General features: G+C 66.3%; 27 protein-coding genes and 2 pseudogenes. 15 read left to right on the forward strand and 14 right to left on the reverse strand.

The window, feature by feature from the left end:
- Positions 1-248: 248 nt before the first annotated feature.
- From D1F64_RS04640 to D1F64_RS04655, 4 genes are all read right to left on the reverse strand, one after another.
- Entirely contained in the window at positions 249-494 is a 246-nt protein-coding gene (locus tag D1F64_RS04640; RefSeq protein ID WP_117411464.1) for a DUF6101 family protein, read from the reverse strand.
- 121 nt (positions 495-615) lie between these two features.
- Positions 616-1,521: a glycoside hydrolase family 3 protein gene (locus tag D1F64_RS04645; RefSeq protein ID WP_162901293.1), complete on the reverse strand. Its 906-nt coding sequence runs from the start codon at positions 1,519-1,521 to the stop codon at positions 616-618.
- Positions 1,518-1,850 (reverse strand): hypothetical protein, encoded by a 333-nt coding sequence (locus D1F64_RS23075; RefSeq protein ID WP_162901294.1) that lies wholly within the window; start codon positions 1,848-1,850, stop codon positions 1,518-1,520. The genes D1F64_RS04645 and D1F64_RS23075 overlap by 4 nt, the downstream gene beginning before the upstream one ends.
- A 288-nt stretch (positions 1,851-2,138) precedes the next feature.
- On the reverse strand, positions 2,139-2,732 hold the full coding sequence (locus D1F64_RS04655; RefSeq protein ID WP_162901295.1) for a DUF6101 family protein: 594 nt from the start codon (positions 2,730-2,732) through the stop codon (positions 2,139-2,141).
- Between the two features lie 345 nt (positions 2,733-3,077).
- Here D1F64_RS04655 and D1F64_RS04660 point away from each other — a divergent pair, with 345 nt between their 5' ends.
- From D1F64_RS04660 to lpxK, 7 genes and pseudogenes are all read left to right on the forward strand, one after another.
- Positions 3,078-4,421 (forward strand): TldD/PmbA family protein, encoded by a 1,344-nt coding sequence (locus D1F64_RS04660; RefSeq protein WP_117411468.1) that lies wholly within the window; start codon positions 3,078-3,080, stop codon positions 4,419-4,421.
- The gene (locus tag D1F64_RS04665) at positions 4,408-5,226 is read left to right on the forward strand and encodes a 3'(2'),5'-bisphosphate nucleotidase CysQ (protein WP_117411469.1); all 819 of its coding nucleotides are present in this window, start codon (positions 4,408-4,410) and stop codon (positions 5,224-5,226) included. Before D1F64_RS04660 ends, D1F64_RS04665 begins: the two co-directional genes overlap by 14 nt.
- Positions 5,227-5,337: 111 nt before the next feature.
- Entirely contained in the window at positions 5,338-5,580 is a 243-nt protein-coding gene (locus D1F64_RS04670; RefSeq protein ID WP_117411470.1) for a DUF4170 domain-containing protein, read from the forward strand.
- 214 nt (positions 5,581-5,794) lie between these two features.
- On the forward strand, positions 5,795-7,645 hold the full coding sequence (locus D1F64_RS04675) for an ABC transporter transmembrane domain-containing protein (protein ID WP_117411471.1): 1,851 nt from the start codon (positions 5,795-5,797) through the stop codon (positions 7,643-7,645).
- Complete coding sequence (locus D1F64_RS04680; RefSeq protein WP_117411472.1) at positions 7,639-8,367, forward strand: lysophospholipid acyltransferase family protein; 729 nt, start codon at positions 7,639-7,641, stop codon at positions 8,365-8,367. The genes D1F64_RS04675 and D1F64_RS04680 overlap by 7 nt, the downstream gene beginning before the upstream one ends.
- Positions 8,368-8,434: 67 nt before the next feature.
- Positions 8,435-9,016 (forward strand): annotated as a pseudogene (locus D1F64_RS24250) (glycosyltransferase N-terminal domain-containing protein); the annotation flags it as partial.
- A gap of 856 nt (positions 9,017-9,872) precedes the next feature.
- Positions 9,873-10,789: pseudogene (gene lpxK, locus D1F64_RS04690) on the forward strand (tetraacyldisaccharide 4'-kinase).
- Between the two features lie 224 nt (positions 10,790-11,013).
- Here lpxK and D1F64_RS04695 read toward each other — a convergent pair.
- The 3 genes from D1F64_RS04695 to D1F64_RS04705 form a co-directional block, all read right to left on the reverse strand.
- Positions 11,014-11,310, reverse strand: a complete 297-nt coding sequence (locus D1F64_RS04695) for a GIY-YIG nuclease family protein (protein ID WP_117411473.1) — start codon at positions 11,308-11,310, stop codon at positions 11,014-11,016.
- Between the two features lie 259 nt (positions 11,311-11,569).
- The gene (locus tag D1F64_RS04700; RefSeq protein WP_117411474.1) at positions 11,570-11,785 is read right to left on the reverse strand and encodes a DUF2093 domain-containing protein; all 216 of its coding nucleotides are present in this window, start codon (positions 11,783-11,785) and stop codon (positions 11,570-11,572) included.
- 133 nt (positions 11,786-11,918) lie between these two features.
- Complete coding sequence (locus tag D1F64_RS04705) at positions 11,919-12,338, reverse strand: helix-turn-helix domain-containing protein (protein ID WP_117411475.1); 420 nt, start codon at positions 12,336-12,338, stop codon at positions 11,919-11,921.
- Positions 12,339-12,423: 85 nt separating this feature from the next.
- On the opposite strand from D1F64_RS04705, the gene D1F64_RS04710 reads away from it, so the two are divergent.
- On the forward strand, positions 12,424-13,050 hold the full coding sequence (locus D1F64_RS04710) for a cation transporter (protein ID WP_117411476.1): 627 nt from the start codon (positions 12,424-12,426) through the stop codon (positions 13,048-13,050).
- A gap of 203 nt (positions 13,051-13,253) precedes the next feature.
- Here the strand turns inward: D1F64_RS04710 and D1F64_RS25015 are convergent, their stop codons facing one another.
- From D1F64_RS25015 to D1F64_RS04725, 4 genes are all read right to left on the reverse strand, one after another.
- A complete protein-coding gene (locus tag D1F64_RS25015; protein ID WP_205470658.1) occupies positions 13,254-14,435 on the reverse strand; it encodes a cation:proton antiporter in 1,182 nt (393 codons plus the stop codon).
- On the reverse strand, positions 14,429-15,025 hold the full coding sequence (locus D1F64_RS25020; protein WP_205470659.1) for a cation:proton antiporter: 597 nt from the start codon (positions 15,023-15,025) through the stop codon (positions 14,429-14,431). Before D1F64_RS25020 ends, D1F64_RS25015 begins: the two co-directional genes overlap by 7 nt.
- A 335-nt stretch (positions 15,026-15,360) precedes the next feature.
- A complete protein-coding gene (locus tag D1F64_RS04720) occupies positions 15,361-15,792 on the reverse strand; it encodes a VOC family protein (RefSeq protein ID WP_117411477.1) in 432 nt (143 codons plus the stop codon).
- Positions 15,793-15,910: 118 nt separating this feature from the next.
- Complete coding sequence (locus D1F64_RS04725) at positions 15,911-17,023, reverse strand: thaumatin family protein (protein WP_162901296.1); 1,113 nt, start codon at positions 17,021-17,023, stop codon at positions 15,911-15,913.
- A gap of 125 nt (positions 17,024-17,148) precedes the next feature.
- On the opposite strand from D1F64_RS04725, the gene D1F64_RS04730 reads away from it, so the two are divergent.
- The 6 genes from D1F64_RS04730 (at position 17,149) to D1F64_RS04750 (ending at position 20,252) form a co-directional block, all read left to right on the forward strand.
- On the forward strand, positions 17,149-17,727 hold the full coding sequence (locus tag D1F64_RS04730; protein WP_162901297.1) for a hypothetical protein: 579 nt from the start codon (positions 17,149-17,151) through the stop codon (positions 17,725-17,727).
- 35 nt (positions 17,728-17,762) lie between these two features.
- Complete coding sequence (locus tag D1F64_RS04735; RefSeq protein ID WP_117411480.1) at positions 17,763-18,077, forward strand: DUF4261 domain-containing protein; 315 nt, start codon at positions 17,763-17,765, stop codon at positions 18,075-18,077.
- Entirely contained in the window at positions 18,077-18,766 is a 690-nt protein-coding gene (locus tag D1F64_RS04740) for a DUF1629 domain-containing protein (protein ID WP_117411481.1), read from the forward strand. Before D1F64_RS04735 ends, D1F64_RS04740 begins: the two co-directional genes overlap by 1 nt.
- A gap of 15 nt (positions 18,767-18,781) precedes the next feature.
- Entirely contained in the window at positions 18,782-19,183 is a 402-nt protein-coding gene (locus D1F64_RS04745; RefSeq protein ID WP_117411482.1) for an AHH domain-containing protein, read from the forward strand.
- Positions 19,180-19,473, forward strand: a complete 294-nt coding sequence (locus tag D1F64_RS23080) for a hypothetical protein (protein ID WP_162901298.1) — start codon at positions 19,180-19,182, stop codon at positions 19,471-19,473. The genes D1F64_RS04745 and D1F64_RS23080 overlap by 4 nt, the downstream gene beginning before the upstream one ends.
- A 182-nt stretch (positions 19,474-19,655) precedes the next feature.
- Positions 19,656-20,252 (forward strand): hypothetical protein, encoded by a 597-nt coding sequence (locus D1F64_RS04750; RefSeq protein ID WP_162901299.1) that lies wholly within the window; start codon positions 19,656-19,658, stop codon positions 20,250-20,252.
- 12 nt (positions 20,253-20,264) lie between these two features.
- Here D1F64_RS04750 and D1F64_RS04755 read toward each other — a convergent pair whose 3' ends face one another.
- Positions 20,265-21,014: an HAD-IA family hydrolase gene (locus tag D1F64_RS04755; protein WP_117411484.1), complete on the reverse strand. Its 750-nt coding sequence runs from the start codon at positions 21,012-21,014 to the stop codon at positions 20,265-20,267.
- Between the two features lie 463 nt (positions 21,015-21,477).
- Positions 21,478-22,863 carry a metalloprotease TldD gene (tldD, locus tag D1F64_RS04760; RefSeq protein WP_205470759.1) on the reverse strand — a complete coding sequence of 462 codons (1,386 nt, stop codon included), beginning with the start codon at positions 22,861-22,863 and terminating at the stop codon, positions 21,478-21,480.
- Between the two features lie 419 nt (positions 22,864-23,282).
- On the opposite strand from tldD, the gene D1F64_RS04765 reads away from it, so the two are divergent.
- Positions 23,283-23,564, forward strand: a complete 282-nt coding sequence (locus D1F64_RS04765) for a hypothetical protein (RefSeq protein WP_162901300.1) — start codon at positions 23,283-23,285, stop codon at positions 23,562-23,564.
- Positions 23,565-23,649: 85 nt separating this feature from the next.
- Here D1F64_RS04765 and D1F64_RS04770 read toward each other — a convergent pair whose 3' ends face one another.
- Positions 23,650-24,123, reverse strand: coding sequence for an invasion associated locus B family protein (locus D1F64_RS04770; protein WP_117411487.1), 474 nt, complete (start codon positions 24,121-24,123; stop codon positions 23,650-23,652).
- Between the last annotated feature and the right edge of the window lie 23 nt (positions 24,124-24,146).

A 24,146-nucleotide genomic window follows, 5' to 3' on the forward strand; every position in this document is an offset into this window, starting at 1 on the left:
GTAACCGAGCCTGTCGTTGACCATCGGTCTCCTGATCGCATCCCGACTGTCATCCCGGGCGAGCACCGCGAGACCCGGGATGACAGGCGGCTGAACGGCACCGGTTTGGATGACGTCGTAGGGAAAACCGGTTTGCAGGCCACGGCGACCCGGCGGGCCGTCCCTCCCCCGCACAAAAAATCCGCCGCCCGGTTTTCCGGGTCGGCGGATGGTTTGTTTGACGCGCTCGGAATTGTTATCCCCGGCACTTACGTGCGGGCTATGATCTCGCGCTCGCCGGCGTGCAGCGGCATCGGGTTGGTGTGGCCGGTGCGGCGGCGGATGAGAAACCGGGGGCGGCGTTCACGCAGTACTGAAGAACGCCGCCGGGGTCCCGGCCGCCCGATCTGGGCGCGGTTGGCCGCGCCCGCGATGTCACGGATGCGGCCGTCCGGCTCGATCAGCAGCAGCGGCACGCCGAACCGGCGCGACCAGGCCTGCCTGTCGGCCGCCACATCGCCTGGCCGTCGGGCCGCATCAGCGCAGGCGTGCCGGAGTGCTGTGGTCGGCGGCGGTCCAGAAGGCGGTGGGATACGGCGGCGTCCGAAGGCGCCGCGCTGCTCGCCCTGGCGAGATCTATTCCTCTGCGGCCGCGTGCCGGTGCGCCTGCCGGCGGATCGCGCGGACGCGCTCGGCGGCGGCCAGGACCTGCGCCTTGCTCAGGAGCCCGCGGGCGATGGCTGAGCGGACCGAGCGCACCGCGCGTTGCGGCAGCAGGGGGTCGTAATCGAAGAGGTTCTTGATCATGAGCAGGTCATTGCCCGCGGCGATCGCCTGGACGATCGCCTCCTGCCGGTTCATGAGACGGCTGACGGCGCCCATGTCCAGATCGTCCGTCACAACGACGCCCGTGTAGCCCAGGCGCTCGCGCAGCAAGCCGGTTACGATCGGCGCGGAGACGGTTGCCGGCCGGCCATCGGGCGCCACCGGATCGAGCCGGAGGTGGCCCGTCATCACCATGGGCGGCGGATGCGGGGAGGCGAGCAGGCGCGCGAACGGCTCCAGTTCCGCCTCGCTCCAGGTCGCGGAAATGTCGGCCACACCGGTATGGCTGTCGCTGACCGAGCGGCCATGGCCGGGGAAGTGTTTGGCCGCGCAGAGGATTCCGGCGCTCGCGAACGCTTCGGTGAAGGCTTGCGCATAGGCCGCGATACGCTCGGGGTCGGTCCCGTAGGCGCGCCGGGAGGCCCCGATCGCCGGGTTGGAAGGCTCATCGACATCCAGCACCGGTCCGAAATTGACGTTGAACCCCATCGCGGCCAGTTCGCGTCCCGCCTGAGCGTACAGCGGGCGCGCCTCCGCAGGCGACATCGTTTCGGCGAGGTTGCGCGCCGCGGGTAGGCGGGTAAAGCCTTGCGCGTTCTTCAACCGCTGCACTCTGCCTCCCTCATGGTCGACGGCCAGCAGTGGCGGCAACCGGCCTCCGCGAAACAGACGCAGCAGGCCGGTTACCTCTCCGGTCGTGCCGACGTTCTGGGTCACGAAGAAGACGCCCCCGATTTCCCCCGGCGCACCTGCCGGGCGAGCAGGCGGGCCGAAGGCGATGCGGCGGTCTTGCCGTAAAAGCCGACCATCAGAAGCTCCGCGACGGCCGCGGCCAGTTCGTCACGCGGTCTGAACCAGCCGACCCAGGCGGCCGGGTAGTCGAGCATGCCGAGCGCGATCCCCAATCCCGCCCGGCTCATGCGCCTTAACTGACGCAAATATCTGACCGGCTTCTTGCCGTGATCAACCAGACGGCGCCAGAAACGGTGAAGCAGCGGCCGATACCGCTGGCGCGGGGGCAGGTCCCGGGGGGCGGGGGATTTCATCGGCGAGCCTTCGACAGGGCTTGTTTGGGAAGAGAACGTCCGGCTTTCGGCCACATGCGATCCGCGACGCCGCGTGAAGGCGCGCGTCCCGGCGTTCTGGCACAGGCGCGATGGCGGACGCAAGCCGCGTCGACGACGCCCGGGAAGGGCCGGGTTTTCCGCGAACCGCCGGGTGTCCGGCTTGGTCTTCAGCGCGCCTCGGTCAGCGGAAACCAAAAAATCCGCCGCCCGGTTTTCCGGGTCGGCGGATGCTTTGTTTGACGCGCTCGGAATTGTTATCCCCGGCCCTTACGTGCGGGCTATGATCTCGCGCTCGCCGGCGTGCAGCGGCATCGGGTTGGTGTGGCCGGTGCGGCGGCGGATGAGAAACCGGGGGCGGCGTTCACGCAGTACTGAAGAACGCCGCCGGGGTCCCGGCCGCCCGATCTGGGCGCGGTTGGCCGCGCCCGCGATTTCGCGAATGCGGCCGTCTTGCTCGATCAGCAGAAGCGGCACGCCGAACTGGCGCGACCAGGCCTGCCAGTCGGCGACCACATCGTCCATACAGTCGGCCTGCATCAGCGCCAGCGACAGCCGCGGGTCGGAATGCAACAGCTCGAGCGTGACGCGGATCTCGCCGGGCACCGCGGCGGGTTCGACCCGCGCCGCGACGCCGCGAAAGCTGGAGAACGGCACGCTGACGCTTTGCGTGACGCTTGCGCCGGGCGCGTCCGTCCGCCGTGCTATGATGGCGGTCTTGCGATCAAGGTACACATCCGCCGCGTCCACGCCGCCCGTGGTGACGGGCAGCGTGAAGCGCGAGGGAAGTTTCTGGGGGTCGAGCCGCTCGCACGGACCCGGCCCCGCGGAAGTGGCTCCGCAGGTTGCTGTTTGACGCCTCAATTTGCCTCTCCATCGGAACCGGTCTTGTGTGCGCCGGATCTCGTGAATGGGGAGACATTACAGGCGCAAAATGGGAATCTGCTTAAGAAGGCTGGTTAAATTTGTGTGAGTTTGAAAAGGGTTAGGGAATTATGACCAGGCGGGTCCGCGGCTTTCCCGACAGCCCGCCTTCGTCCCGCGCGGACCCCGGTGCTCGCCCGGTCTTGTGATGCGGCGCGGCGCGTCCTACACAGTGGCTGAGCGCCGCCTGCCGTGGCGCCCCAGACGCGCCGAGCGGTCATGTCCTTCCGTGAAGCCCGGCGCCACTTGTGAGAAACTGTCTTCCATCGATTGGATTGCGCCCGCATGACCGCACATATTGACCAGGCCGCGCTCGAGGCGCAGGCCGCCCGGCTCGTTGAAGCCGCCCGGGCCGCCGGAGCCGACGCCGCCGACGCCGTCGCCATCACCGGGGTCTCCCTGGGCGTCGATGTGCGCAACGGCGTGGTCGAGGAAACCAACCGGTCCGAGTCCGACGACTTCACGCTGCGGGTGTTCATTGGCCAAAGCCAGGCCAGCGTCTCGGCCAACGTGTTTGATGATCCCGCGACGCTCGCCGAGCGCGCCGTGGCCATGGCCCGCGTCGCGCCGCCGGACCGTTTCGCAGGGCTGGCCGACCCCGCGCTGCTGGCAAGAACCTTTCCCGAGCTCGACCTGGTGGATGAGACGCCGGTGGACGCGGACATGCTGCGCGATGTTGCGCTGGCCTGCGAGGCGGCGGCGCTGGACGTCTCCGGCGTCAGCAAGTCCGGCGGGGCATCGGCGTCCTGGGGGCTGGCCGGCGTCGTGCTGGCGACCAGCGGCGGCTTCACCGGCTCCTATATGGTGTCGCGCAGCGGCTTCTCCGCCACGGCGGTGGCCGGCGAGGGCACCTTGATGGAGCGCGACTACGACTTCGATCACCGCACCCACCGCGCCGATCTCGACGATCCTTCCGCCGTCGGCCGGCGCGCGGGCGAACGCGCGGTGCGCCGGCTGAACCCGCAAAAGATCACCACGCGGACCACGAACGTCTTTTACGAGCCGCGCGCGGCGCGCTCGCTGCTGGGCCATTTCGCCGGCGCCATCAACGGCGCGTCGATCGCCCGCGGTACGAGCTTCCTCAAGTCCAAGATGGACCAGCGGATCTTCGCGCCCGGCATCACGATCACCGACGATCCGCTGCGGCCGCGCGCGCTCGGCTCGCGCGCCTTCGACGGCGAGGGCGTGGCCGTGGCGCCGCTGACCATGGTCGAGGACGGCATCCTGCGGTGCTGGTTCCTCGACAGCCCCGTGGCGCGCGAACTGGGGCTCATCACCAACGGCCGCGCCTCGCGCGGCGGCTCGGGCACCTCGCCCGGCTCCACCAACCTCACGCTGGCACCCGGCGAGATCGCGCCGGAGGATCTGCTGCGCGAGATCGGCGAGGGCATCTATGTCACCGACCTGATCGGCCACGGCGTCAACGGGCTGACCGGCGACTACAGCCGCGGCGTGTCGGGATTCTGGATCGAGAACGGCGAGCTGACCTACCCGGTCAGCGAGGTGACGGTTGCCGGCAATCTGATCGACATGTTCGCGCGGCTGCGCCCGGCCAGCGATCTCGACGACCGCTTCTCGACCTCGACCCCCTCGATCGCCATTGAAGGACTGACCCTTGCAGGACGCTGAGCCCGCCATCACGCTCACAACCGCGCAGGAGGATCTCGCCGTGATCCGGCAGGCGGCGCTCGAGGCGGGCGCGCTGGCGCTGAGCTATTTCCGCAAGGACCCGAAGGTCTGGTCCAAGGCCAATGATTCGCCCGTGACCGAAGCCGACATGGCGGTGGACGCGCTGCTGGCCGAGCGGCTGCGCGGCGCGCGGCCTGATTACGGCTGGCTGTCGGAAGAGGCGGCGGACGACCGCTCGCGGTTTTCCAGCGACCGCGTGTTCATCGTCGACCCGATCGACGGTACCCGCGGCTTCATCGCCGGCGACAAGAACTGGACGGTGTGCATCGCGGTGGTGGAGGCGGGCCGGCCGATCGCGGCCGCGGTCTATTGCCCCGCGCGCGATGATATGTATCTGGCGGTGGCCGGCGGCGGCGCAACGCTGAACGACGCGGAGGCGCGCGTCAGCGCGCGCACCGATCTCGAGGGTGCCGAGATCGCGGGTCCCCGGATGATCACCCGGCACGAGGCCTTCCGGGATGCCGGCGTGGCGCCCGGAATCGTCGTGCCCTCGCTGGCCCTGCGCATCGCGCTGGTGGCCGCGGGACGGTGCGACGCGGCCATCGCGCGCGCCAACGCGCACGACTGGGATCTTGCGGCGGCGGATCTTTTGGTGCACGAAGCGGGCGGGCGGCTCACCGCGCTTGATGGGGAGCCGCTGGTCTACAATCAGCCGAGCATCCGGCATCCGGCGCTGATCGCGGCTCCGGCCGCGCTGCAAAAGGGGCTCGGCGCCCTGGTCCATCGCGCGGTTGAGGCGGCTTAGACGCAGCGTCGCGCACGCTCGGCGCCCTGGCTCCTCCCGGCCGGCGCCGCGGCAGGCAAGACACAGAGCCCGTCGCGCGGACGGGCTTTACAAAGACAAGACAGGACGGTCATGAGCGGACAGGAAACAGGCAAGCAGCTTCTGCATCTTGTGTTCGGCGGAGAGCTCACCAGCGTGAGCGGCGTCGAGTTCAAGGATCTCGACGCGCTCGACATCGTCGGCATCTATCCCAACTACGCCACCGCCTACGCCGCCTGGAAGGCGAAGGCGCAGGGCAGCGTCGACAACGCGCACATGCGCTATTTCATCGTCCACATGCACCGGCTGCTCGATCCCGAAACCGACGCCGCATGACACCCGCGCGGCCGCGCGTTTGCGGCCGTTGCGCCAGCGGGTCTTGCGCCGCGCGCCATCTTCGCGAAAGCTTCGCGCGGCGACGGTGTCGCGCGCCGGGCGGAAATCCGCTCCGGATACGGTGGCCCGCCAGTTACATTGACGCGTAATCTCGGCGGCGGAACGGCTTTGGTTCGCCGCGACAGGATCCGAGCAAAGGCGAGGCACGACCTCCTTGAGGAACATTCTGACCGACAACATCCGCAAGGATGCCGAGGACGACCGCTACATCGGCGCCGATTATCACGTGCCGGAAACCGTGCGGCGCATCTTCAAGGAGCACGTGGCGCCGCACTGGAAGGTGCTGAGCGTCGCCCTGGTGACGATGACCTTCGTCGCCGCCACCACCGGCGCGCTGCCGTTCCTGATGAAGAACGCCGCCGACCAGATTTTCGTCGGCAAGAACACCTCCATGCTCTACATGCTGCCGCTGATCGTCATCGTGGTGATGGCGGTCCGCTCGGCGGCGGAATACGTCTCGCGGGTGACCGAGGCCTTTATCGCGGGCCGGGTGACCACCGATCTGCAAAAGCAGCTGTTCGAGACGCTGGCGCTGGCCGACCTGGGCTGGCTGCACGGCACCCACTCCGGCCGCTTCGTCTCCGTGTTCATGAACGATGTGGGCCTGGTGCGCTCGGCCGCCGCCTCGACCCTGACGGCCATGGTCAAGAACCTGCTGTCGGTCTTCTTCCTCGTCGCCTCCATGCTCTACATGGACTGGCTGCTGACGCTGCTGCTGCTGATTGTCATGCCGCTGGGCGGCTGGCTGCTGCGGTTCCAGCGCAAGCGCATGAAGCAGTCGGTCAACCGCTCGCTGCAGGGTGTGGGCGATCTCGGCCGCATCGTCGCGCAGACGCTGGCGGGCATCCGCGTGGTCAAGGCCTACGATCAGGAAACCCGCGAGCTGGAGCGCGCCGAGACGATCATCGAGCGCACGTTCGAGTACGGCATGCAGACCCAGCGCACCCGCGCCGCCACGGGTCCGATCACGGAAGGCCTGTCGGGCATCGGCTTTGCCGGCGCCATCTTCTACGGCGGCTGGCAGGGCATTCACGGCGGGCTGACGCTGGGCGATTTCATGGGGTTCATGACCGCCGCCATGCTGGTCTATCAGCCGTTCAAGTCACTGGCCTCGCTGCACAACACCTTGATGGAGGGCGTGATCGCGGCCAACCGTGTCTACGAGATCCTCGACCGCAAGAGCATGGTGCAGACGCCGCCGGACGCCACGCCACTGGCCGCGCCGGGCGGCGCGATCACCTTTGAGAACGTCACCTATGCCTATGAACCGGGCAAGCCGGTGCTCATCGATTTCTCGCTCGAGATCCCCGCCGGATCGCGCGTGGCGCTGGTCGGCCCGTCCGGCGCCGGCAAGTCCACGGTGCTCAACCTGGTGCCGCGGTTCTTCGATCCGGAATCCGGCCGCGTGCTGATCGACGGTGAGGACATCCGCGACCACACGCTGTCGAGCGTGCGCCGCGCCAGCGCGCTGCTGACCCAGGATCCGGTGATTTTCGACGATACGGTGGGCGGCAACATCCGCTACGGATCGCCCGACGCCAGCCAGGAGGATCTGGAGGAGGCCGCGCAGGCCGCTGCCGCCTCCGAATTCATCGCAGCCCTGCCGAAGGGCTTCGACACGGAAGCGGGCGAGGACGGAAACCGGCTGTCGGGCGGCCAGAAGCAGCGCATCGCCTTCGCCCGCGCGATCCTGAAGAACGCGCCGATCATCCTGCTCGACGAGCCGACGAGCGCGCTGGACGCGGCCGCCGAGGCCAAGGTGCAGGATGCCATGGACACGCTGCTGCAGGGCCGCACCGTGCTGATGATCGCGCACAGGCTGTCGACGGTGAAGAAGGCCGACAAGATCTGCGTGATGGACGCCGGCCGGGTGGTCGAGGTCGGGTCGCACGACGAGCTGCTGGCCCGCAAGGGGCTCTACGCCAGCCTGCATGCCGCGCAGTTCACCGAAAGCGGCGTGCTGGAGCCCGCCGCGGAGGCGCCGACCGAGGAGGCGGCATGCTGAAGCACGTCGGGCGGCATCCGTTCGCCCTCAAGGCTGCCGGAACCTTCCTTGCCTATTATCTGCTGTTGGTGCGCAAGACCTCGCGCCTGGTGATCGACCCGCCGGATCTCTACGAGCGGCTGGGCAACGAGCTGCCCGTGATCATCGCCATGTGGCACGGCCAGCATTTCATGGTGCCGCTTGGGCGCCTGCGCGAATGGGACATGCGGGTGATGATCTCGCGCTCCGCCGACGGCGAGATCAACGCCATTGCCGCGCGCCGGCTGGGCATGGGGCTGATTCGCGCCTCGGGCGGCCGCAACGCCCACCAGATGCGCAAGCGCGGCGGCATGCGCGGATTTCTCGAATGCCTCAGCGTGCTGCGCGACGGCGCCTCGGTGGGGCTGACGGCGGACGTGCCCAAGGGCCCGGCGCGGATCGCGGGGCCGGGCATCGTGCAACTGGCCAAGCATTCCGGCTGTCCGATCGTGCCCGTGGCGATCGCCTCCAGCCTGCACATCGATCTCGACAGCTGGGACAGCGCGAGCATCAATCTGCCGTTCGGAACGGTGGGGCTGACCATCGGCGAGCCGATCCGCGTTCCGGCGGACGCCGATGACGCGGCGCTGGAAGAGGCGCGTCTTGCGGTGGAAGCGGGGCTTGATCGGGCGACCGAACGGGCCTACGCCATGTCCGGTGGCGAAGGTGGCCGGAGATGGGCATGGCCGAAGTGGCATGACTGACGCAAACGCAGACCGGCCGCAGCGGGCCGGACCGGCCGGCAGCGGCTCCGGCACGCCGGCGTCCGGCATGCCCGTGTCGGGCGGCGTGCTGCTTGCGGCCTATGGCTGGGGCGGGCGGCTGGCGCTGCCGTTGCTCTCGGGCATCTATGCCTGGCGCGTGCGCCGCGGCAAGGAAGAGCCCGCGCGCCGCGACGAACGCTTCGGCCGTACGGCCCATGTGCGCCCCGAGGGGCCTTTGGTGTGGGTGCATGCGGCAAGCGTCGGCGAGACCAACGCGGTGCTGCCGCTGATCGACTGGATCGCCGGACGCGGGCTGACCGTGCTGCTGACCACCGGCACCGTCACCTCGGCCAATGTGGCCGCGGCGCGGCTGCCGCGCGGCGCCATCCACCAGTATTTCCCTTTCGACGTGATGCCGGCGATCGACCGGTTTCTCGATCACTGGCGGCCGACGGCGGCGATCGCGGTGGAATCCGAGATCTGGCCGGCGACGCTGACCCGGCTGCGCCGCCGCGCCATTCCGACCGTGATCGTCAACGGCCGCATGTCGGAGAGTTCGTTTCACGGCTGGCGGCGGCTGGGCTCCTCGGCGGCCTGCGTGTTCGGCGCGCTGGATCTGTGCCTGGCGCAGTCGGCTGGCGACGCGGAGCGGTTCACGCGGCTTGGCGTCGCGGATGTGCGGGTGGCGGGCAATCTCAAGTTCGACGTGCCGATGCTGAGCGTCGATGCGGACCAGCTCTCGGGGTTGCGCGCCGTGATCGGCGGCCGGCCCGTGTGGTTCGCCGCCAGCACCCATGAGGGTGAGGAGGAGATCGTTGCCCGGCTGCACGCCGCCCTGCGCGAAACCTTCCCTGATCTGCTGCTGGTCTGCGCGCCGCGCCATCCGCACCGCGGCCGCGCGGTGGGCGACATTTTCGCGCAGGCCGGCCATGACGTGTCGCAGCGCTCGCTCGGCCACGCCATCCGCAAGGCGACCGGCGTCTATGTGGCCGACACCATGGGCGAGATGGGGCTCTTCTACCGGCTGGCGCAGGTCGCCTTCGTCGGCGGCTCGCTGGTGCCCAAGGGTGGCCACAACCCGATCGAGCCGGCGCAACTGGGCTGCGCCATCGCCTGCGGCCCCAGCACGCGCAATTTCAAGAGAATCTACGAGGTGCTCGAGGCCGCCGGCGGCGCCCATGTGGCGGCGGGAGAGGACGACCTCGGCCGCACGCTCACGCGGCTTGTCGGCGATCCGAAGGCCCGCGCGGCCATGGCGGACGCCGCGCGCAGCGCCGTGGCCGACGGGCAGGGCGCGCTGACGCGGGTGATCGCGGCGCTCGATCCGATCTTCACGGCGTCAGACGCGGCGGCCGAGACGGCCGCCAAGGACACGCGCGCCGCCGGCGAGACCGGGGGCGGACATGAGGCGGGCGCCGAAGTTCTGGTGGAAATCCTGGCCCGGGCCGAGCGCTTTGCTGCTGGCGCCCATCGGCTGGATCTACGGCGTCATAGCCCGGCGGCGCATGAGCCGCGGCGCGCCCGCGCGCAGCCGCCTGCCGGTCATCTGCATCGGCAATGTGGTGGCCGGCGGCGCGGGAAAGACGCCGACGGTGATCGCGCTGGCGCGGCTGCTGTGGCACGAGGGGCATCGCCCGGTGATCCTGACGCGCGGCTATGGCGGCACGCGGACAGGCCCGCTGCTGGTGGATGCGGACACGCACACGGCGGCCGAGGTGGGCGATGAGGCGCTGCTGCTGGCCGAGGCGGCGCCAACCATTGTCGCGGCGGACCGGGTGGCCGGCGCGGCCTTCGCCGCCGAGCAGGACGCCGACGTGATCCTGATGGACGACGGGTTCCAGAACCCTTCGCTCGTCAAGGATCTGTCGATCATCGTCGTGGACGGGGCTGCGGGCGTCGGCAACGGCATGGTGATCCCGGCGGGCCCGCTGCGCGCACCGCTTGCCGTCCAGATTGCCCGGGCGGATGCGCTTCTGGTGATCGGCGAGGGCAAGCCGGGCGAGGCCATGGTGCGCCGGGCGGCGCGCCGGGCCATGCCGATCCTGCGCGGCGACCTGACCCCGCGCCCAATCCGGATATCGACGGCCGCCGGGTGCTGGCGTTCGCGGGCATCGGCCGGCCGGAAAAATTCTTCAAGACGCTGGAGGAGGCGGGCGCCGAGGTGGTGCAGACCCGCAGCTATCCCGACCACCATCCGTTCACCGCCGAAGACGCCAAGGACATTCTGACGCTGGCGGAAAAGCACGATCTGCTGCCGGTGACCACGGCCAAGGACATGCTGCGGCTGCAGGCGGACGACAGCGAGCTGCTGCGCTGGCTGACGGGCTCCTCACGGGTGCTCAGCGTCGACATGGTGCCGCGCGACGAACAGCGCCTGGTCACCCTCGCCGCGCAAGCGATCCGCACCCACGCCTTCCGGTAGGAGGGTGCGGGGGAGCGATTTTCGCCAACCCACGCTGTCATCCCGGCTGCAGCGCAGCGGAAAGCCGGGACCCAGTAGCCGACGGCGTTGGACTGGTCACGTCGAGATCGCCCCAGCGTGGCGAGACGCTTCGGCACGGGCGCGGAATTCAATGGTTACTGGGTCCCGGGTCTCGCTTTGCTCGCCCGGGATGACAGCAGTGGGATGTGCCGAAGTTTGGCTTCTCAGGCGAGGGCGGGATACAGATCGTCCCAGTTGGGATTGCGCGCCTCGATGAGCTGGATTTTCCACGCGCGTTTCCAACGCTTGATCTGCTTTTCGCGTGCGATCGCCTGGTCGACGGACGTGTGGTGTTCGAAAAAGACGAGGCGATGCACGCCATATTTCGCTGTGAACCGACTCGCCGTGCCCTCGCGATGCTCGGAGACGCGACGGATCAGGTCATTGGTAACGCCAACATAGAGCGTGCCGCCGATCTTGCTGGCGAGAATATAGGTGAAGTAGTCGTGGCTCCGCACCATGACCAATCATAGCGGCTTTTCGGATATAGGTAAAATTTACGAGAGGCTTTGCTCGAATGCGTTACAGGGATTGTCATCCCGGCTGCAGCGCAGCGGAAAGCCGGGACCCAGTAGCCGACGGCGTTTGACAGATGACGTCAAGATCGCTCCAGCGAGACGAGACGCTTTGGCAAGAGCCGGAATCTCAATGGTTACCGGGTCCCGCGTTGCGCGCCCGGGATGACATTTACAAGGTCGTCGCGCGCAAGGTGCGGACGCTTCAGCCCTGGACTTCCTCGTGCCGCTTGATGGCGGCGTGGGCGTCGACGTAGGCTTCCTGGCGCTCGACGCTCCAGTATTTCAGCTCGTCGAGCGGGATCGGCTGGCCGGTGACCGCGCAGCGCACGAAGGTGCCCGGCGACAGCACGGAGAAATCGCCGTCGAGATAGCGGATGCGGGCCTCGCCGCCCGGCTTGGGAGCTTCATAGCGGTTCATGCGCGTTGCTTCTTGGTTCTGCTTCCTGGGGTGACAGCCGATGCCGGCGTGCGGCGGTCCGGTTCAGCCGGACAATAGGCCCTGGGGCGGGGCATTTCCAGTCCCGGCGCGCGAATTGCCCGGCGGGCCCGCCTCAGTCCGACAGGGCCTCGATGATGCGGCAGTCGCCGATGCTGCCGCCCTGGCAGGCCCGGGTGATGCGGGTGAGTTCGCTGTGCAGCGCCTGCAACTGGCTGATGCGCTTTTCCACCGCCGCCAGATGGCCGCGCGCGATCTGGTCGGCCTGCGCGCAGGGCGCGTCCGGATCGTCGCTGAGCGCCAGAAGCTCGGCGATGGCGTCGAGCGAGAACCCCAGCGCGCGGCCGTGCCGGATGAAGGCGAGGCGGTCGAGATGCGCGCGGTCGTAGCGCCGCTGGCCGCCGTCCGAGCGCGGCGGCTCGGGCAGCAGCCCGCGCTGCTCGTAGAAGCGGATGGTGTTCACCCGCGTGTCGGTGGCGCGCGCCAGATCGCCGATGGAATAGGCTTTTGGCGCCGGCTGGGCTGTTCCGGACATGTTGAAGAATCCTCTTGAAGCTACAGCGGCTGTAGCTTGTAGGTTGGTTCTCACGACGCAAGAGGCAAGGGCACGGAGACGAAAAATGGCTGGATGCTGCAATCACGAGGTGCGCTTCGAGGGACTGACGCGCCGCTATCGCCAGGTTCTGTGGCTGGTGATCGTCATCAATGCCGTGATGTTCTTTGTGGAGATGACCGCCGGCGTCGCCGCGCGCTCCCAGGCGCTGCAGGCGGATGCCCTGGACTTCTTCGGAGACACGCTGACCTACGGCATCAGCCTGTGGGTGCTGGGCCGCAGCGTGCGCGTGCGCAGCATGGCGGCGCTGGCCAAGGGCGTCAGTCTCGGCGTCATGGCGCTGTGGGTGTTCGGCTCAACCCTGTGGCAGGTGCTCGGCCCGGGCGTGCCGGAAGCCGCCGTGATGGGGGCCGTGGGGTTTGCGGCGCTCGTCGCCAATCTCGCCAGCGTCGGCCTGCTGATGGCCTACCGCAACGGCGACGCCAACGTGCGCTCCGTGTGGCTGTGCTCGCGCAACGACGCGATTGGCAATGTGGTCGTCATGCTGGCGGCTTCCGGCGTCTGGGCGAGCCAGAGCGGCTGGCCGGATATTCTCGTCGCGCTGGGCATGGCCGGGCTGTTTCTGTGGTCGTCGGTCCTGATCCTGCGCCAGGCCACACAGGAATGGCGCGAAGAGGCGGTGGCGGCGGAGTAGGGGGCGAGCTTCGAGAGACCGAGGACGACATCAAGGGTGATGGGAAGGAAAACTCTCACACCAGACTGCTGATAAAGCCATAGAAACCGAAGTTTCGTCATGGTCGGGCTTGTCCCGACCATCCATAAGCCATTGAAAACATGGATCCTCGGCACAAGGCCGAGGATGACGAACGATGGATATGAGCTGTGCCACCAGCTCCCTCACACCTCCGTCTTGCTCGGCTCCTTGCGCGGTGTCTTTGCGTGCAGAAAATCGGCGCCGGCGAAATAGCCGTCGCGGAGCTGCAGTTGCAGGCGTTCCTCGTCGCGGTGGCGGACGTCTTCCTCGATGGCGTTGATCCGGTCGGTGGGGATGTCGAGGGCGGCCAGCGCCGCGCGGCCGAAGACGATTCCGGATTCAAACGTCTCGCGGATGTGGAAATCGACCTGCTGGCGCGTCAGGTCGATGGCGTGCGCGCGGTCGGTGGCGCGGCAGAAAATGCGCGCCTTGGGAAACTCGGAGCGGATCATGGTGACGGCGCGGTTCATGACATCGTCGCGCTCGATGCACAGGGCGATGATGGCGGCGTCCGCGGCACCGGCGGCGCGCAGCACGTCGGCCCGGGTGGTGTCGCCGTAATAGACCTTGTAGCCGAGCTTGCGGGCGTATTCGATGCGCTCGGGGCGGTTGTCGATGGCGATGATCTCGATGCCTTCGGAGGTCAGCATCTGCGCCGCCATCATGCCGAAACGGCCGAAGCCGGAGACCAGCACCGACGATTTGGCCTCCTCGAAACTGTCCATCACCTGCGGGGCGATGCCGCGTTCGCGCAGGCGTGCGGCGAGCCGGTCGAAGGCGGCGGCGCCCACCGGGGTCATCACCATGGTGAGGATGACGATCGCGGTGAACTGGGTGGCCCAGGTCTCGTCCATCAGATTGGCGGCGACCGCCGCGCTGAACAGCACGAAGGCGAATTCGCCGCCTTGCGGCAGAGTGACCGAAATGCGCAGCGCATCGGAATTGGTGGCGCCGAAAATCCGCGTCAGCGCCCACAGCAGGGCGCCCTTGACGCTCATCACCACGACCACGCCGAGCGCGATCAGCGGCCAGGCGTCGAGCACGGCGCCGAGATCGAACGCCATGCCGACGGCCATGAAGAACAGGCCCATCAGCAGCGAGCGGAAGGGCTCGATATCGGCTTCCAGCGTGGGGCGGAAGGAGGATTCGGCCAGCAGCACGCCGGCGATGAAGGCGCCCAGCGCCATCGACAGCCCGGCCAGATGCATGATGGCCGCGCTGCCCAGCGCCACCAGGAGCGCCGCGATCAGCATGACTTCGCGCGCGCCCCATTTGGCGAGAAACGAAAACAGCGGGTTGAGCAGGTAGCGTCCGGTGATCACCACGGCGGCGACCGCGGCGAACGGAATGGCGGTGTCGCGCCACAGCGACGCGGCCTCGCCCTCGCCGGCGGGGCCAGAAGCGCCACGCCGGCCAGAAGCGGCACGATGGCGATATCCTGAAACAGCAGGATGGCGAAGGCGCGCTGGCCGTAGCTGGTCGAAAGCTGGCCGCGCTCCTGCAGCATCTGCAGCGCGAAGGCGGTGGACGACAGCGCCATGCCGAAGCCGGCGACCAGCGCCACGCGCCAGTCGTTGATCAGCGGCAGCGCCATGAGCGCCAAAATGATGCCGGTGAGCGCGACCTGCGCCGCGCCGAGGCCGAAGATGTCGCGGCGCATCCGCCACAGGCGCGCCGGCTTGAGCTCGAGGCCGATGACGAAGAGCAGCAGCACGACGCCCAGCTCCGCCGTCGCCAGGATGCTTTCCGCGTTGGCGACCAGCCGCGCGCCGAAGGGGCCGATGGCGATTCCGGCGGCGAGATAGCCGAGCACCGCGCCAAGCCCCAGCCGCTTGGCCAGCGGCACGGCGATGACCGCCGCCCCCAGAAGGGCGATGGATTCAAGCATGAACGGTGGCGCTGCGGCGCTGGCCATCGGGCGTGACTCTCTCGGTGCGGGTGCCCGTCCAGAGTAACGTATCGCGCTGGCTTCGCTAGGTTATTTTATTGGCATGGTGTGGAGGGTGTGAGGGCAGGGCGCGCGCCTTGCGCACGGACGCCGTCCACTCCGCGCCACCACACCCTTCAATGTCATCCCGGGCGAGCAACGCGAGACCCAGCAGCCATTGATGCCTGCAATTTGATTGTGGCGGCAGCGGCATGAGGGCAAGAGCCGCTTGGCCGCCGTTTACTGGGTCCCGGCTTTCCGCTTCGCTACAGCCGGGATGACAATCGGGTATGAAGGATGGTCCGGCGAGCCGGAACGCACAGTTACGTGGCGAAGAGTTGGCTCATGTCGGCGAAGGCCTTGAACTCGAGCGCGTTGCCGGAGGGGTCGAGCACGAACATGGTGGCCTGCTCGCCGGGCTTGCCGGCGAAGCGCACGCGCGGCTCGATGATCCAGGTGATGTCGCCGCGCGCCACGAGCCGGTCGCGCAGGGCTTCCCAGTCGGACATGGCCAGCACGCAGCCGAAATGCGGCACCGGCACGGCGTCGCCGTCGACCGCGTTGCGAATGGCGATGCCGGTTTCCATGCCTTCCTTGTAATGCGCCACGACCTGATGGCCGAACATGTCGAGATCGAGCCAGTGGCCGGGGTCCTCGCGGCCGGTGCCGCAGCCGATGACGTCGACGTAGAACGCGCGCGCGGCGTCCATGTCGTGCACGGGGAAGGCGAGGTGGAAGGGCGTCAGGGCGGTCATGAAACACTCCGGGGATGAGGATCGCAACAGGCTGCGATCCTCCTATTCCCGAAGCCCCTTCTTGTCAAAGCCATTGCGCCGCCCCTCATCGGCCGGGGCGACAGGCGCCCGCTCCGGCTCAGCCGGGACAATAGGTAATGGTGTAGTCGACCGCGTTGGTGGCCGCCTGCGACTGGCAGGTGAAGGTGCTGGTCTTGTCGTCGTATGGATAGGAGTAGGCCGTTGGGCAGGCGTTCTTGAGGAAGCTCACCCAGGGCTGGACGCTGGTGGTCCAGGCGGAATTGATCGCCTGGCAGGTCTTGCCGTCGTCGGTCGGGTAGGGCCAGTTGGGGCAGCCGCAGCAGGTGTCCGACGCGCCGTCGGTGTAGCACGACTGGGCGGCGGGCTTGCCGGTCTTGTCGAGCACGCAGCCGAACAGATTGGCGACGGTGCCGAAGGCGCCGTTGGCGGCCGGGACCGCCTGGCCGCAGTTGAACGGCGCGCCGAAGGTCGGATCGACGCCGCAGACCTGATCGCCGCTCCACCAGCCGATCTCACTGCCGCACATCCGGCTGAGACTCGCGCCCTGCTGCACGAGGCCGCACAGCGCGCCGCCGGAGCAATCGGAATCGGCGGTGCAGGCGGTCTGCGGATCGGCCGGCGCGACCATGCGCAGATAACTCGCATAGTCCGTGCCGCCGACGGTGGTGTCGAATGTCCAGGTGCAGCCGGTCAGCGTGTCGTTGAGCGGCGTCACGCCGCCGGGATTTCCGCAGGTGTAGGGATTGTCCGGCACGCTCTTGTAGGGTGCGCCGCCGGTGGGCTTCATCTCCATCGGCAGGTTGAAGCCGTTGATGATCTCCACGTCATAGAAGTCGGACGCGGTGGTCTGCAGGGTGAATTCGGCCTGGGTCACCGGCGGGTTGCCGCCCTGGCCCGGCGGGCAGGGGCTGCCGCCGCATTCGCCGGTCTGGCAATTGTTGCCCGAGGCATCGCAGCCCGTGCGGCCAAACACGTTGCCGCTCCATTGGGTCGCGCCGGTTTGCGCCGGCACGCAGAATTCGGCGGTGCCGGTTTTCGCGGCCAGGCCGTAGCCGCCCGCCGCCGGAGTGCCGAGCGTGTAGTAGCAGGTGTTGTTGTTGGTGTTGCAGGCCTGACCGGTCGGGCAGCTGTTCTTGGCGCCGCAGGCATCTCCCGCGCCGCCCGTCACCCCGATCCAGACCTGCTGGACGCACTGGTTGACGAAGCTCACGCTGCGTTCGCCGGGCCCGCAGGCGGCAAGGGTGGGGGAGGCGGTCAAGGAAAGAAAGGCAAGGCGCAAAGGTGTTGGGGTGAGAGGAGTAGTGTTCCGAATTAAAGATTTGAGACGCCAGCGGCTTGCTGGTGTACACGAATTACAGCAACAGCACCGCAAAAGGTCCCCAAATGTCTGACCGATTTTTCAGTTTTGTACTTCTCCCCCAGCACCAGCGCATCGACGCCGAGGCTATAGTCGCGCGCGTGAAGGAACTGGCTGGTCCTATAGGCATGTCCGCCAGCGTTCTTCGAGGCGAGGTGGGCGATCAGCCCGCAATTGTCGAATTCGGCGGAGTTAAAATCAGTATCATCGCAAAGGCAGAGCCTGTGCCGGGAGGGACATTGGATCGTCCTGCCACAACATCGATCGGTTGGCCCGGTGCGCCGGAAGCCGTTGCCGGGCATTCTGCGCATGTGATTGTCGGCTGTCTGGATCTGCCCAGGGACCACGAGCAGGCGTTGCACTTCGCGGTGGCAACCACCCTTGTCACAGCCGCCTGCCTGCAAACGGCTGGTGGGCTTGGCGTTTATTGGGCGACCGGGCAACTGATGATTTCCCCGGAATCTTATCGGAATGCCGCTGAGACGATCACAAACAAGAACCTTCCCGTCGAAGATTGGGTGAACCTCTTTTGGATCAAAGGGAAGGGGAAAGTTTAGGTGCAGAGACGGAGGGCGCGCGGGCTTTCTTTGGAATGGAAATCGAGTTCCTTCCTGCGCCCTTGCAGCCGCTGGATATCGCCCAGCGGATCTACGGCACGATCGGCTATCTGCTGGTGAAAGGCGCCGTCTTGAAGGATGGCGACACGCTCGGACAAAGTCCATCAGAAACAATCCGCGTGCATTTCAAGGATCGGAGCGCGCATTTTTCCGGCCGTGTGCTGCAACTGACTTACGAGAGAAACGCGCCAGCCTCTCCACCTCTTCCAGGAATGGGCGGAACACCTTACTCCGCAGCGCCCTGCAATGGCCGCAAGCGCGCGCCCTTCGGCAAACGCGGGAGGGGGTGATGGCCTGTTGGATCAAACTCGATTTCAATAGCCGCGAACCAATATTCGAGTTCGAAGACGAACCAAAAGACAAGTTTCGTTTCGGCTTGAGCCTTGGACTTCCGGTCGGTCCTCGGCGTCTACCGACGCGCTTCCGGGAAACGAAAGGCAAAAAGACCCTTCCGGACATTTTTGCAATGCCCGGTCTCAATGCGGTGAGCTCGCGCTTTCGCGATTTAGTAGAAGAATTCGAGCCCGGCGTGCATCAATTCTTTCCGCTCGAGCTTTACTACAAGAATGGCGAAAGAGTTGAAGAAGAATATTTTATCTTCAACTGTACCGTTTCCTTCGACAGTCTTCTCGTCAAACAATCCGAAGTCACTTGGCTGAAGCTCGATGAGCCGGCGGAATGTCCGCGCGTGAATGTGCGGTGGCGGCTCAAGAAAGTCCTGAGCAGGCCGACCATTGCCGGGCGCCACGTTTGGTGCGGATTCCGCATTCGAGCCGCGGGCATTTTCGTCTCGGATGAACTTCATAGCCGGATGAAGAAGATGAAGCTCAAATACTTCAGGGCGGATCCTTGCGAGGAAGTCGAGGGACCTTGGGTGGCGGAAGACAACATCCAGCCCACTCTTGATTGGGAATCTAAACACGGCCTTGAGCGGGGTATGAAGCCTTGGCTCACTGAAAACAGCGACGTTCTTTTTTGAATTTTGGAGCGAGACATGTCCACGGATTTTCAAGTTCACCATTTGATTCCGAATGAGCTCCAAGGGCATGCCGTGTTGGATGCCCTTCGAAACAGTTCGATCGGCTACGATCAAGATGCGGATGGCCGCAGTCTTCTTATACTACCCCAAAAGGGCTCTGCCGCCCAAGTTATGGAAATAGCTCAAGCTGCCGATCCGGACGCAGTCCATATAGGATCCCACGCTGCCTATTCGCAGATGATTGATGAAATTCCCGATGATATTGGCGAAGAATTTCTTGATGGAAATGGCAATTTTAGAGCCGGAATAACGGCTTTGGACCTCGATAGTGAAATTAATAAGCTCCAGTTTTTCTTGCTGACGGTCTCACCGCGTCGTTTGACGGTCAGCGGTCGCAAGGGTCAAAGTTTATATTGAACAATGCGGACCCGCGTAGTCCAGGTGCTATTACACAACAAGAGTATTACGACTATCTATACAAAGACTATGCTGATCACAATATCATAAAGAACCTAGACTCTTTTAATTATGGATTGGAGCTTCGAGATAATATCGATTTTAACTGGCTTCCGGAAGAATTTGATGATGGAACTAAGGGGAAAAGCGGGCTTTGGTCGGCAGTACATAAAATCGAAGCAGCAAAAAACGCTGGATTGACGTCTTATGAAGGAACGAAGCAATCGCGACGATATGCTTATATGTCATGACAATCACCCTGCGTCAGAATGAGATTTCGGTACAATATTCGACATGCGGACATAATGACGTTGGGGAAGTATTTCTCAAAGCGTATTCGTACGCGGCTTGGCGATACAGACAGTGCTTGCACTGACGCCGGGCATCTGTAGCTTGCGATTTCTATCCGTCTATGTGGACGGTTCTCTTCGCATTGGGCATCGAGTTTATGGCGTCGGAATACGGATCCAAATACGAAGACAGTTTCGCACCGCGGCTGCGAGACTATATCCGGTATTCGAAATACGCACTTATTGTATTGTGTATTGTTTTATTAATGACTGTAATGGCAGTGGGTATTTTCTTCAGCATACCTTGCGCAAATGATGATCTGTCGCCGAATGCAAAGATCTTTCGGTGTGATGTCGCGTTGACGGTATTTGACCGGATACCTGAGAATCGCGGCCGGGTTGCCGACATGTTCATCTCCCGGGCCTTTGCGGAACTGGAGATTGGACGCGGCGAGGATGCGCGCCGCGATCTTCTCAAGGCCTTGAAATATCTGGGCGTTCGTCCGTCTTCAACCGGCTTTCGCGCGGGTGGTCGCCTTTCCAAGAGAACCTTTAGGTTGTTCGTGTGGGGAAGCGGGCTCGATCCCTCGTCAACGGCGGCTGCGGCCTGGACGGGTGCGCTATCGGATTTGCAATTTGGAACCAAAGAGAACAGAGAGAAAGAGAAAGAGAAAGCGCGGGCCGTCTGGTCCGAAGTCAAACGGGAACTCTTGAAAGAACCCGTCGACGGCTCCGAATAGACAAACTGCTTTTCAAAGTTTATTCGCAAGCGGCCCCGCGACGCGCGCCGTCTGTGACGAGGGCGGGGCGGGGTGCGTCCGGCGCTGGCCCATGGTGGACCTGACGGGCGACCGGACATGCCGGGCAAGGGCGCCGGGGCCGCGGCCGCCGGTGCGCAGACCCTTGCGGACAAGCTCGGTTTCCAGCGCGATCGGGTTTGTGAACAGCACGCCGTTGAGGCCGGCGCGGATCGCGCCGCGCACGTTGCGTCTCGAATCATCGACCATCACGGTGTTTTCAGGCGTGTGACCGTGCAGCGCGCAGATCTTGTGATAGACGGCGGCATCGGGCTTGCGGGCGCTGAATTCCGCCGAGACATGGGCCGAGGCCCCGAACAGGGCGACGACCTCGGGCGCGCATTCCGTGATCGTCTCCTTGAGCAAGATCGGATTGTTGGTCAGCATGGCCACGTCGACGTGTTTCATCAGCCGCCGCGCCAGCGAAAAGAGGCGCGGTTTCGGCGCCACCATCGCGCGGCGGATGCGGATCCAGGTCTCCCGGTCAAGCTCTACGCCGAGGCGGCGGGAAAAGCCGTCGAGATACTCCACGCCGGTGGCGGGGTGTCCGGCTTCCGCGCCCGCCTCGAAGTCGGAGCGGAAGATCGCCTGGTCGATTTCCTCAGGGGAACGGCCGGACAGCTCCGACAGGGCCCGCAGGCGGACGCCGTCGCGCTTGTCGTAGAGCACCCCGTCCATGTCGAAGATTACGAAAGAGATCGCCATGCCTCGTGCCTCCCGGTGTCAGGCGGCCGGTGTCAGGCGGCGAGGCCGCCGATGGCTGCCATGGGTGTCGCGTGGAGGGACGGGGGCCGGTTCGGTGGCGACACGCCATGGCGTGCCGCGAACGGCTGAGTGATCGCCGACCCGCGCGTTTGGTCCCATCCGCACACCCCGTGAGATCGCGGTTGCGTGACCCCGGGTGCGCGCCATTTCTTCTTACATAGAAGCCATGACGTCATGGTCAAGGCGTCGGGAGGCGGCCGTGGCCATGAAGGCACGGCGGGCGCATGGGGCAATTCATGCAAATATGCCACCTGGAATACCTCTCCCATGGGGAGAGGTCGGCGCGAAAGCGCCGGGTGAGGGGAGCCGGCCTTACCGTACGCCTGAGAGATTTGATCCCCTCACCCTGGCCCTCTCCCCATGGGAGAGGGACGGATACGGGAAGAGGCGGAGGCGGGCGGCCTCAGGCGGCCGTGCCGCCCACCGTCAGCGCGTTGATGCGCAGGGTCGGCTGGCCGACGCCGACGGGCACGCCCTGGCCCTGCTTGCCGCAGGTGCCGATGCCGGGATCGAGCTTCATGTCGTTGCCGATCATCGGCACGCGGGTGAGCGCGTCCGGGCCGTTGCCGATCAGCATGGCGCCCTTGACCGGCGCGCCGATCCTGCCGTTCTCGATGCGATAGGCCTCGGTGCAGGAGAACACGAATTTGCCTGACGTGATGTCGACCTGGCCGCCGCCGAAGGAGACGGCGTAGAGCCCGTTCTTCACCGAGGCGAGGATCTCGGCCGGATCATGCGCGCCGGATTTCATGATGGTGTTGGTCATGCGCGGCATGGGGATGTGGGCGAACGACTGGCGGCGGCCGTTGCCGGTCGGCTGCATGCCCATCAGCCGGGCGTTCTGCCGGTCCTGCATGTAGCCCACCAGCTTGCCGTCCTCGATCAGCACGGTTTCCGACGTGGGCGTGCCTTCGTCGTCCACGTTGAGGGAGCCCCGCCTGCCGCCCAAGGTGCCGTCGTCGACCACGGTCACGCCCTTGGAGGCCACCTGCTGGCCCATCAGGCCGGCGAAGGCAGACGTCTTCTTGCGGTTGAAATCGCCCTCCAGCCCGTGGCCGACGGCCTCGTGCAGGAGAATGCCGGGCCAGCCGGCGCCGAGCACAACGTCCATCTCGCCGGCGGGCGCCGCGACCGCGTCAAGATTGACCAGCGCCTGGCGCAGCGCCTCGTCGACGGCGTAATGCCAGTTGTCCGGCGTGATGAAACCGCCATAGCCCTCGCGCCCGCCCATGCCGTGCGAACCCGATTCCTGCCGGTCGCCCTCGCCGGCGACGATCGAGACGTTGAAGCGCACCAGCGGGCGCACGTCGCGCACCCGGTGGCCGTCGGCGCGCAGGATGTCGACCACCTGCCAGGTGCCCGCGAGCGAGACGGAGACCTGGCGCACGCGCGGATCGAGCGCGCGGGCGTGGGCGTCGATCTCGGCGAGCAGCTTGACCTTTTCCTCGAATGTCGGCGCGCCGAGCGGGTTCTCGTCGCCGTAGAGCGCGGCGTTGGTGCGCGCGGGCGCCGCCGCATAGGTGCCGGAATGGCCGGAGGTGACGGCGGAGACGGCATCGGCTGCGCGCTTGAGCGCGGCCTCGGATATCTCGCCCGAATGCGCGTAGCCCGCGGCCTCACCGGCCACCGCGCGCAGGCCGAATCCCTGCGTGGTGTCGAAACTCGCGGATTTCAGACGGCCGTTGTCCCAGGCGAGACCCTCGGACTGGCGGTATTCGAGAAACAGCTCGCCGTCGTCGGCGCCGGCGAGCGCGTCGGCGGTGAGCCGGCGGGCCGTGGCCTCGCCCATGCCGGATGCCTCGAGAAGGTCGATTGGCGCCGCAAGGGTGGGGGTCTGATCGCTCATGATGGGTCCGTTCGCTGGGGCTCGATGAGGCCGCGTGGGCGTGCGTGCCGCCACTGCAGGTCGATTGCTCGGGGTTGTGACTCATATAATAGGGTGTTTGCGGGAAATTTCACCCTCGCGATTTGCCGGAGCCGCGGGCGATGCCGTGATTCCCCGCGCCGGGGCAGCGCGTAGGGCATCGTCCCAGCTTGATTTTTTTAAACTTGAGTATATCATTCATGTTAATTGGATGCAGCCGATGCGCTCCTGTCCTCTCTTCCTCCCGGGAGCGGACGCCCCCAGGGATCGCCCGGCGCAGATCAGGCATGGACGGCGCGCGATTCCCCGCGCGCGCCGTCGGCCTGCGCACAGGAGATCTATCCGTGAGCGACGATCGAGGTTTCGAGCCCGGACAGCGGACAGGCGTCAAGACGGGCGGCCATGCGCCGCTGACGAGCGCCGGCATGGGCTGGTCGGATTTTCATGCCATGGCGGCGGCGCGCGGCGAGGGCATGCATCCCGCGCTGCTGGCGGCGATGGAGCGCGACCGGATCGCCAGCGTCAAGGCGGCGCTTGCGCAGCGCGACGCCGCGCGGGCGGCGTCTGACGGGCAACATGGCGGCAACGCCCGCACCGGTTCCCCGGCGCGGGCGAAGGCACTGTGATTTTTGTGGATTTCGCGGCGCACGCGCGCCGCAGGGCTTGAGCGCGCGGCGTCCCGGGCGGCAGTGAAGCCGCCGTCACGCCCGCCTATTCCAGGGCGTCGTAGCCGGCGGGAAAGCCATTCAGCGAAATCGGGATGCCGATGCCTTCCTCGGGCGTCTGGAAGATGATGAAGGTGGCAAGCTTGCCGGTCTTCATCTTGTCCAGCAATTCGTCCTGCAGGATCACTTCGGCGATGCAGCCGTTGGGAAGGCAGCGCACGAAGCCGGCGCGGCCGATGTCCGCCCCATCCACCTTGAGACCCAGGCCGAAGGGCAGCAGCACGCCGAGCGGCGCCAGCACCCGCAGGATCTTGGCTTCCTTGTCGGCCGTTTTCAGCACGATCACCGAAAGCCCCACGTTCTCGCGGTCCTCAGCGGTCACGTTCTGGATCAGGGCGCATTGCTCGCCCGCCGCGCCGGGCGGCGTGTCGCAACGGATCTGCCAGTCGCCGTGCGAGGCGCGCACCGCGCCCTGGGCCGCTGCGGGAGCCGCCATGCCGATCGGCAGGAGAGCCGCCATGCCCAGGGCAGCCAGGCGTGAAG

The sequence above is a fragment of the Breoghania sp. L-A4 genome (assembly GCF_003432385.1).
In the GTDB taxonomy this organism is placed as follows: Bacteria; Pseudomonadota; Alphaproteobacteria; order Rhizobiales; family Stappiaceae; genus Breoghania.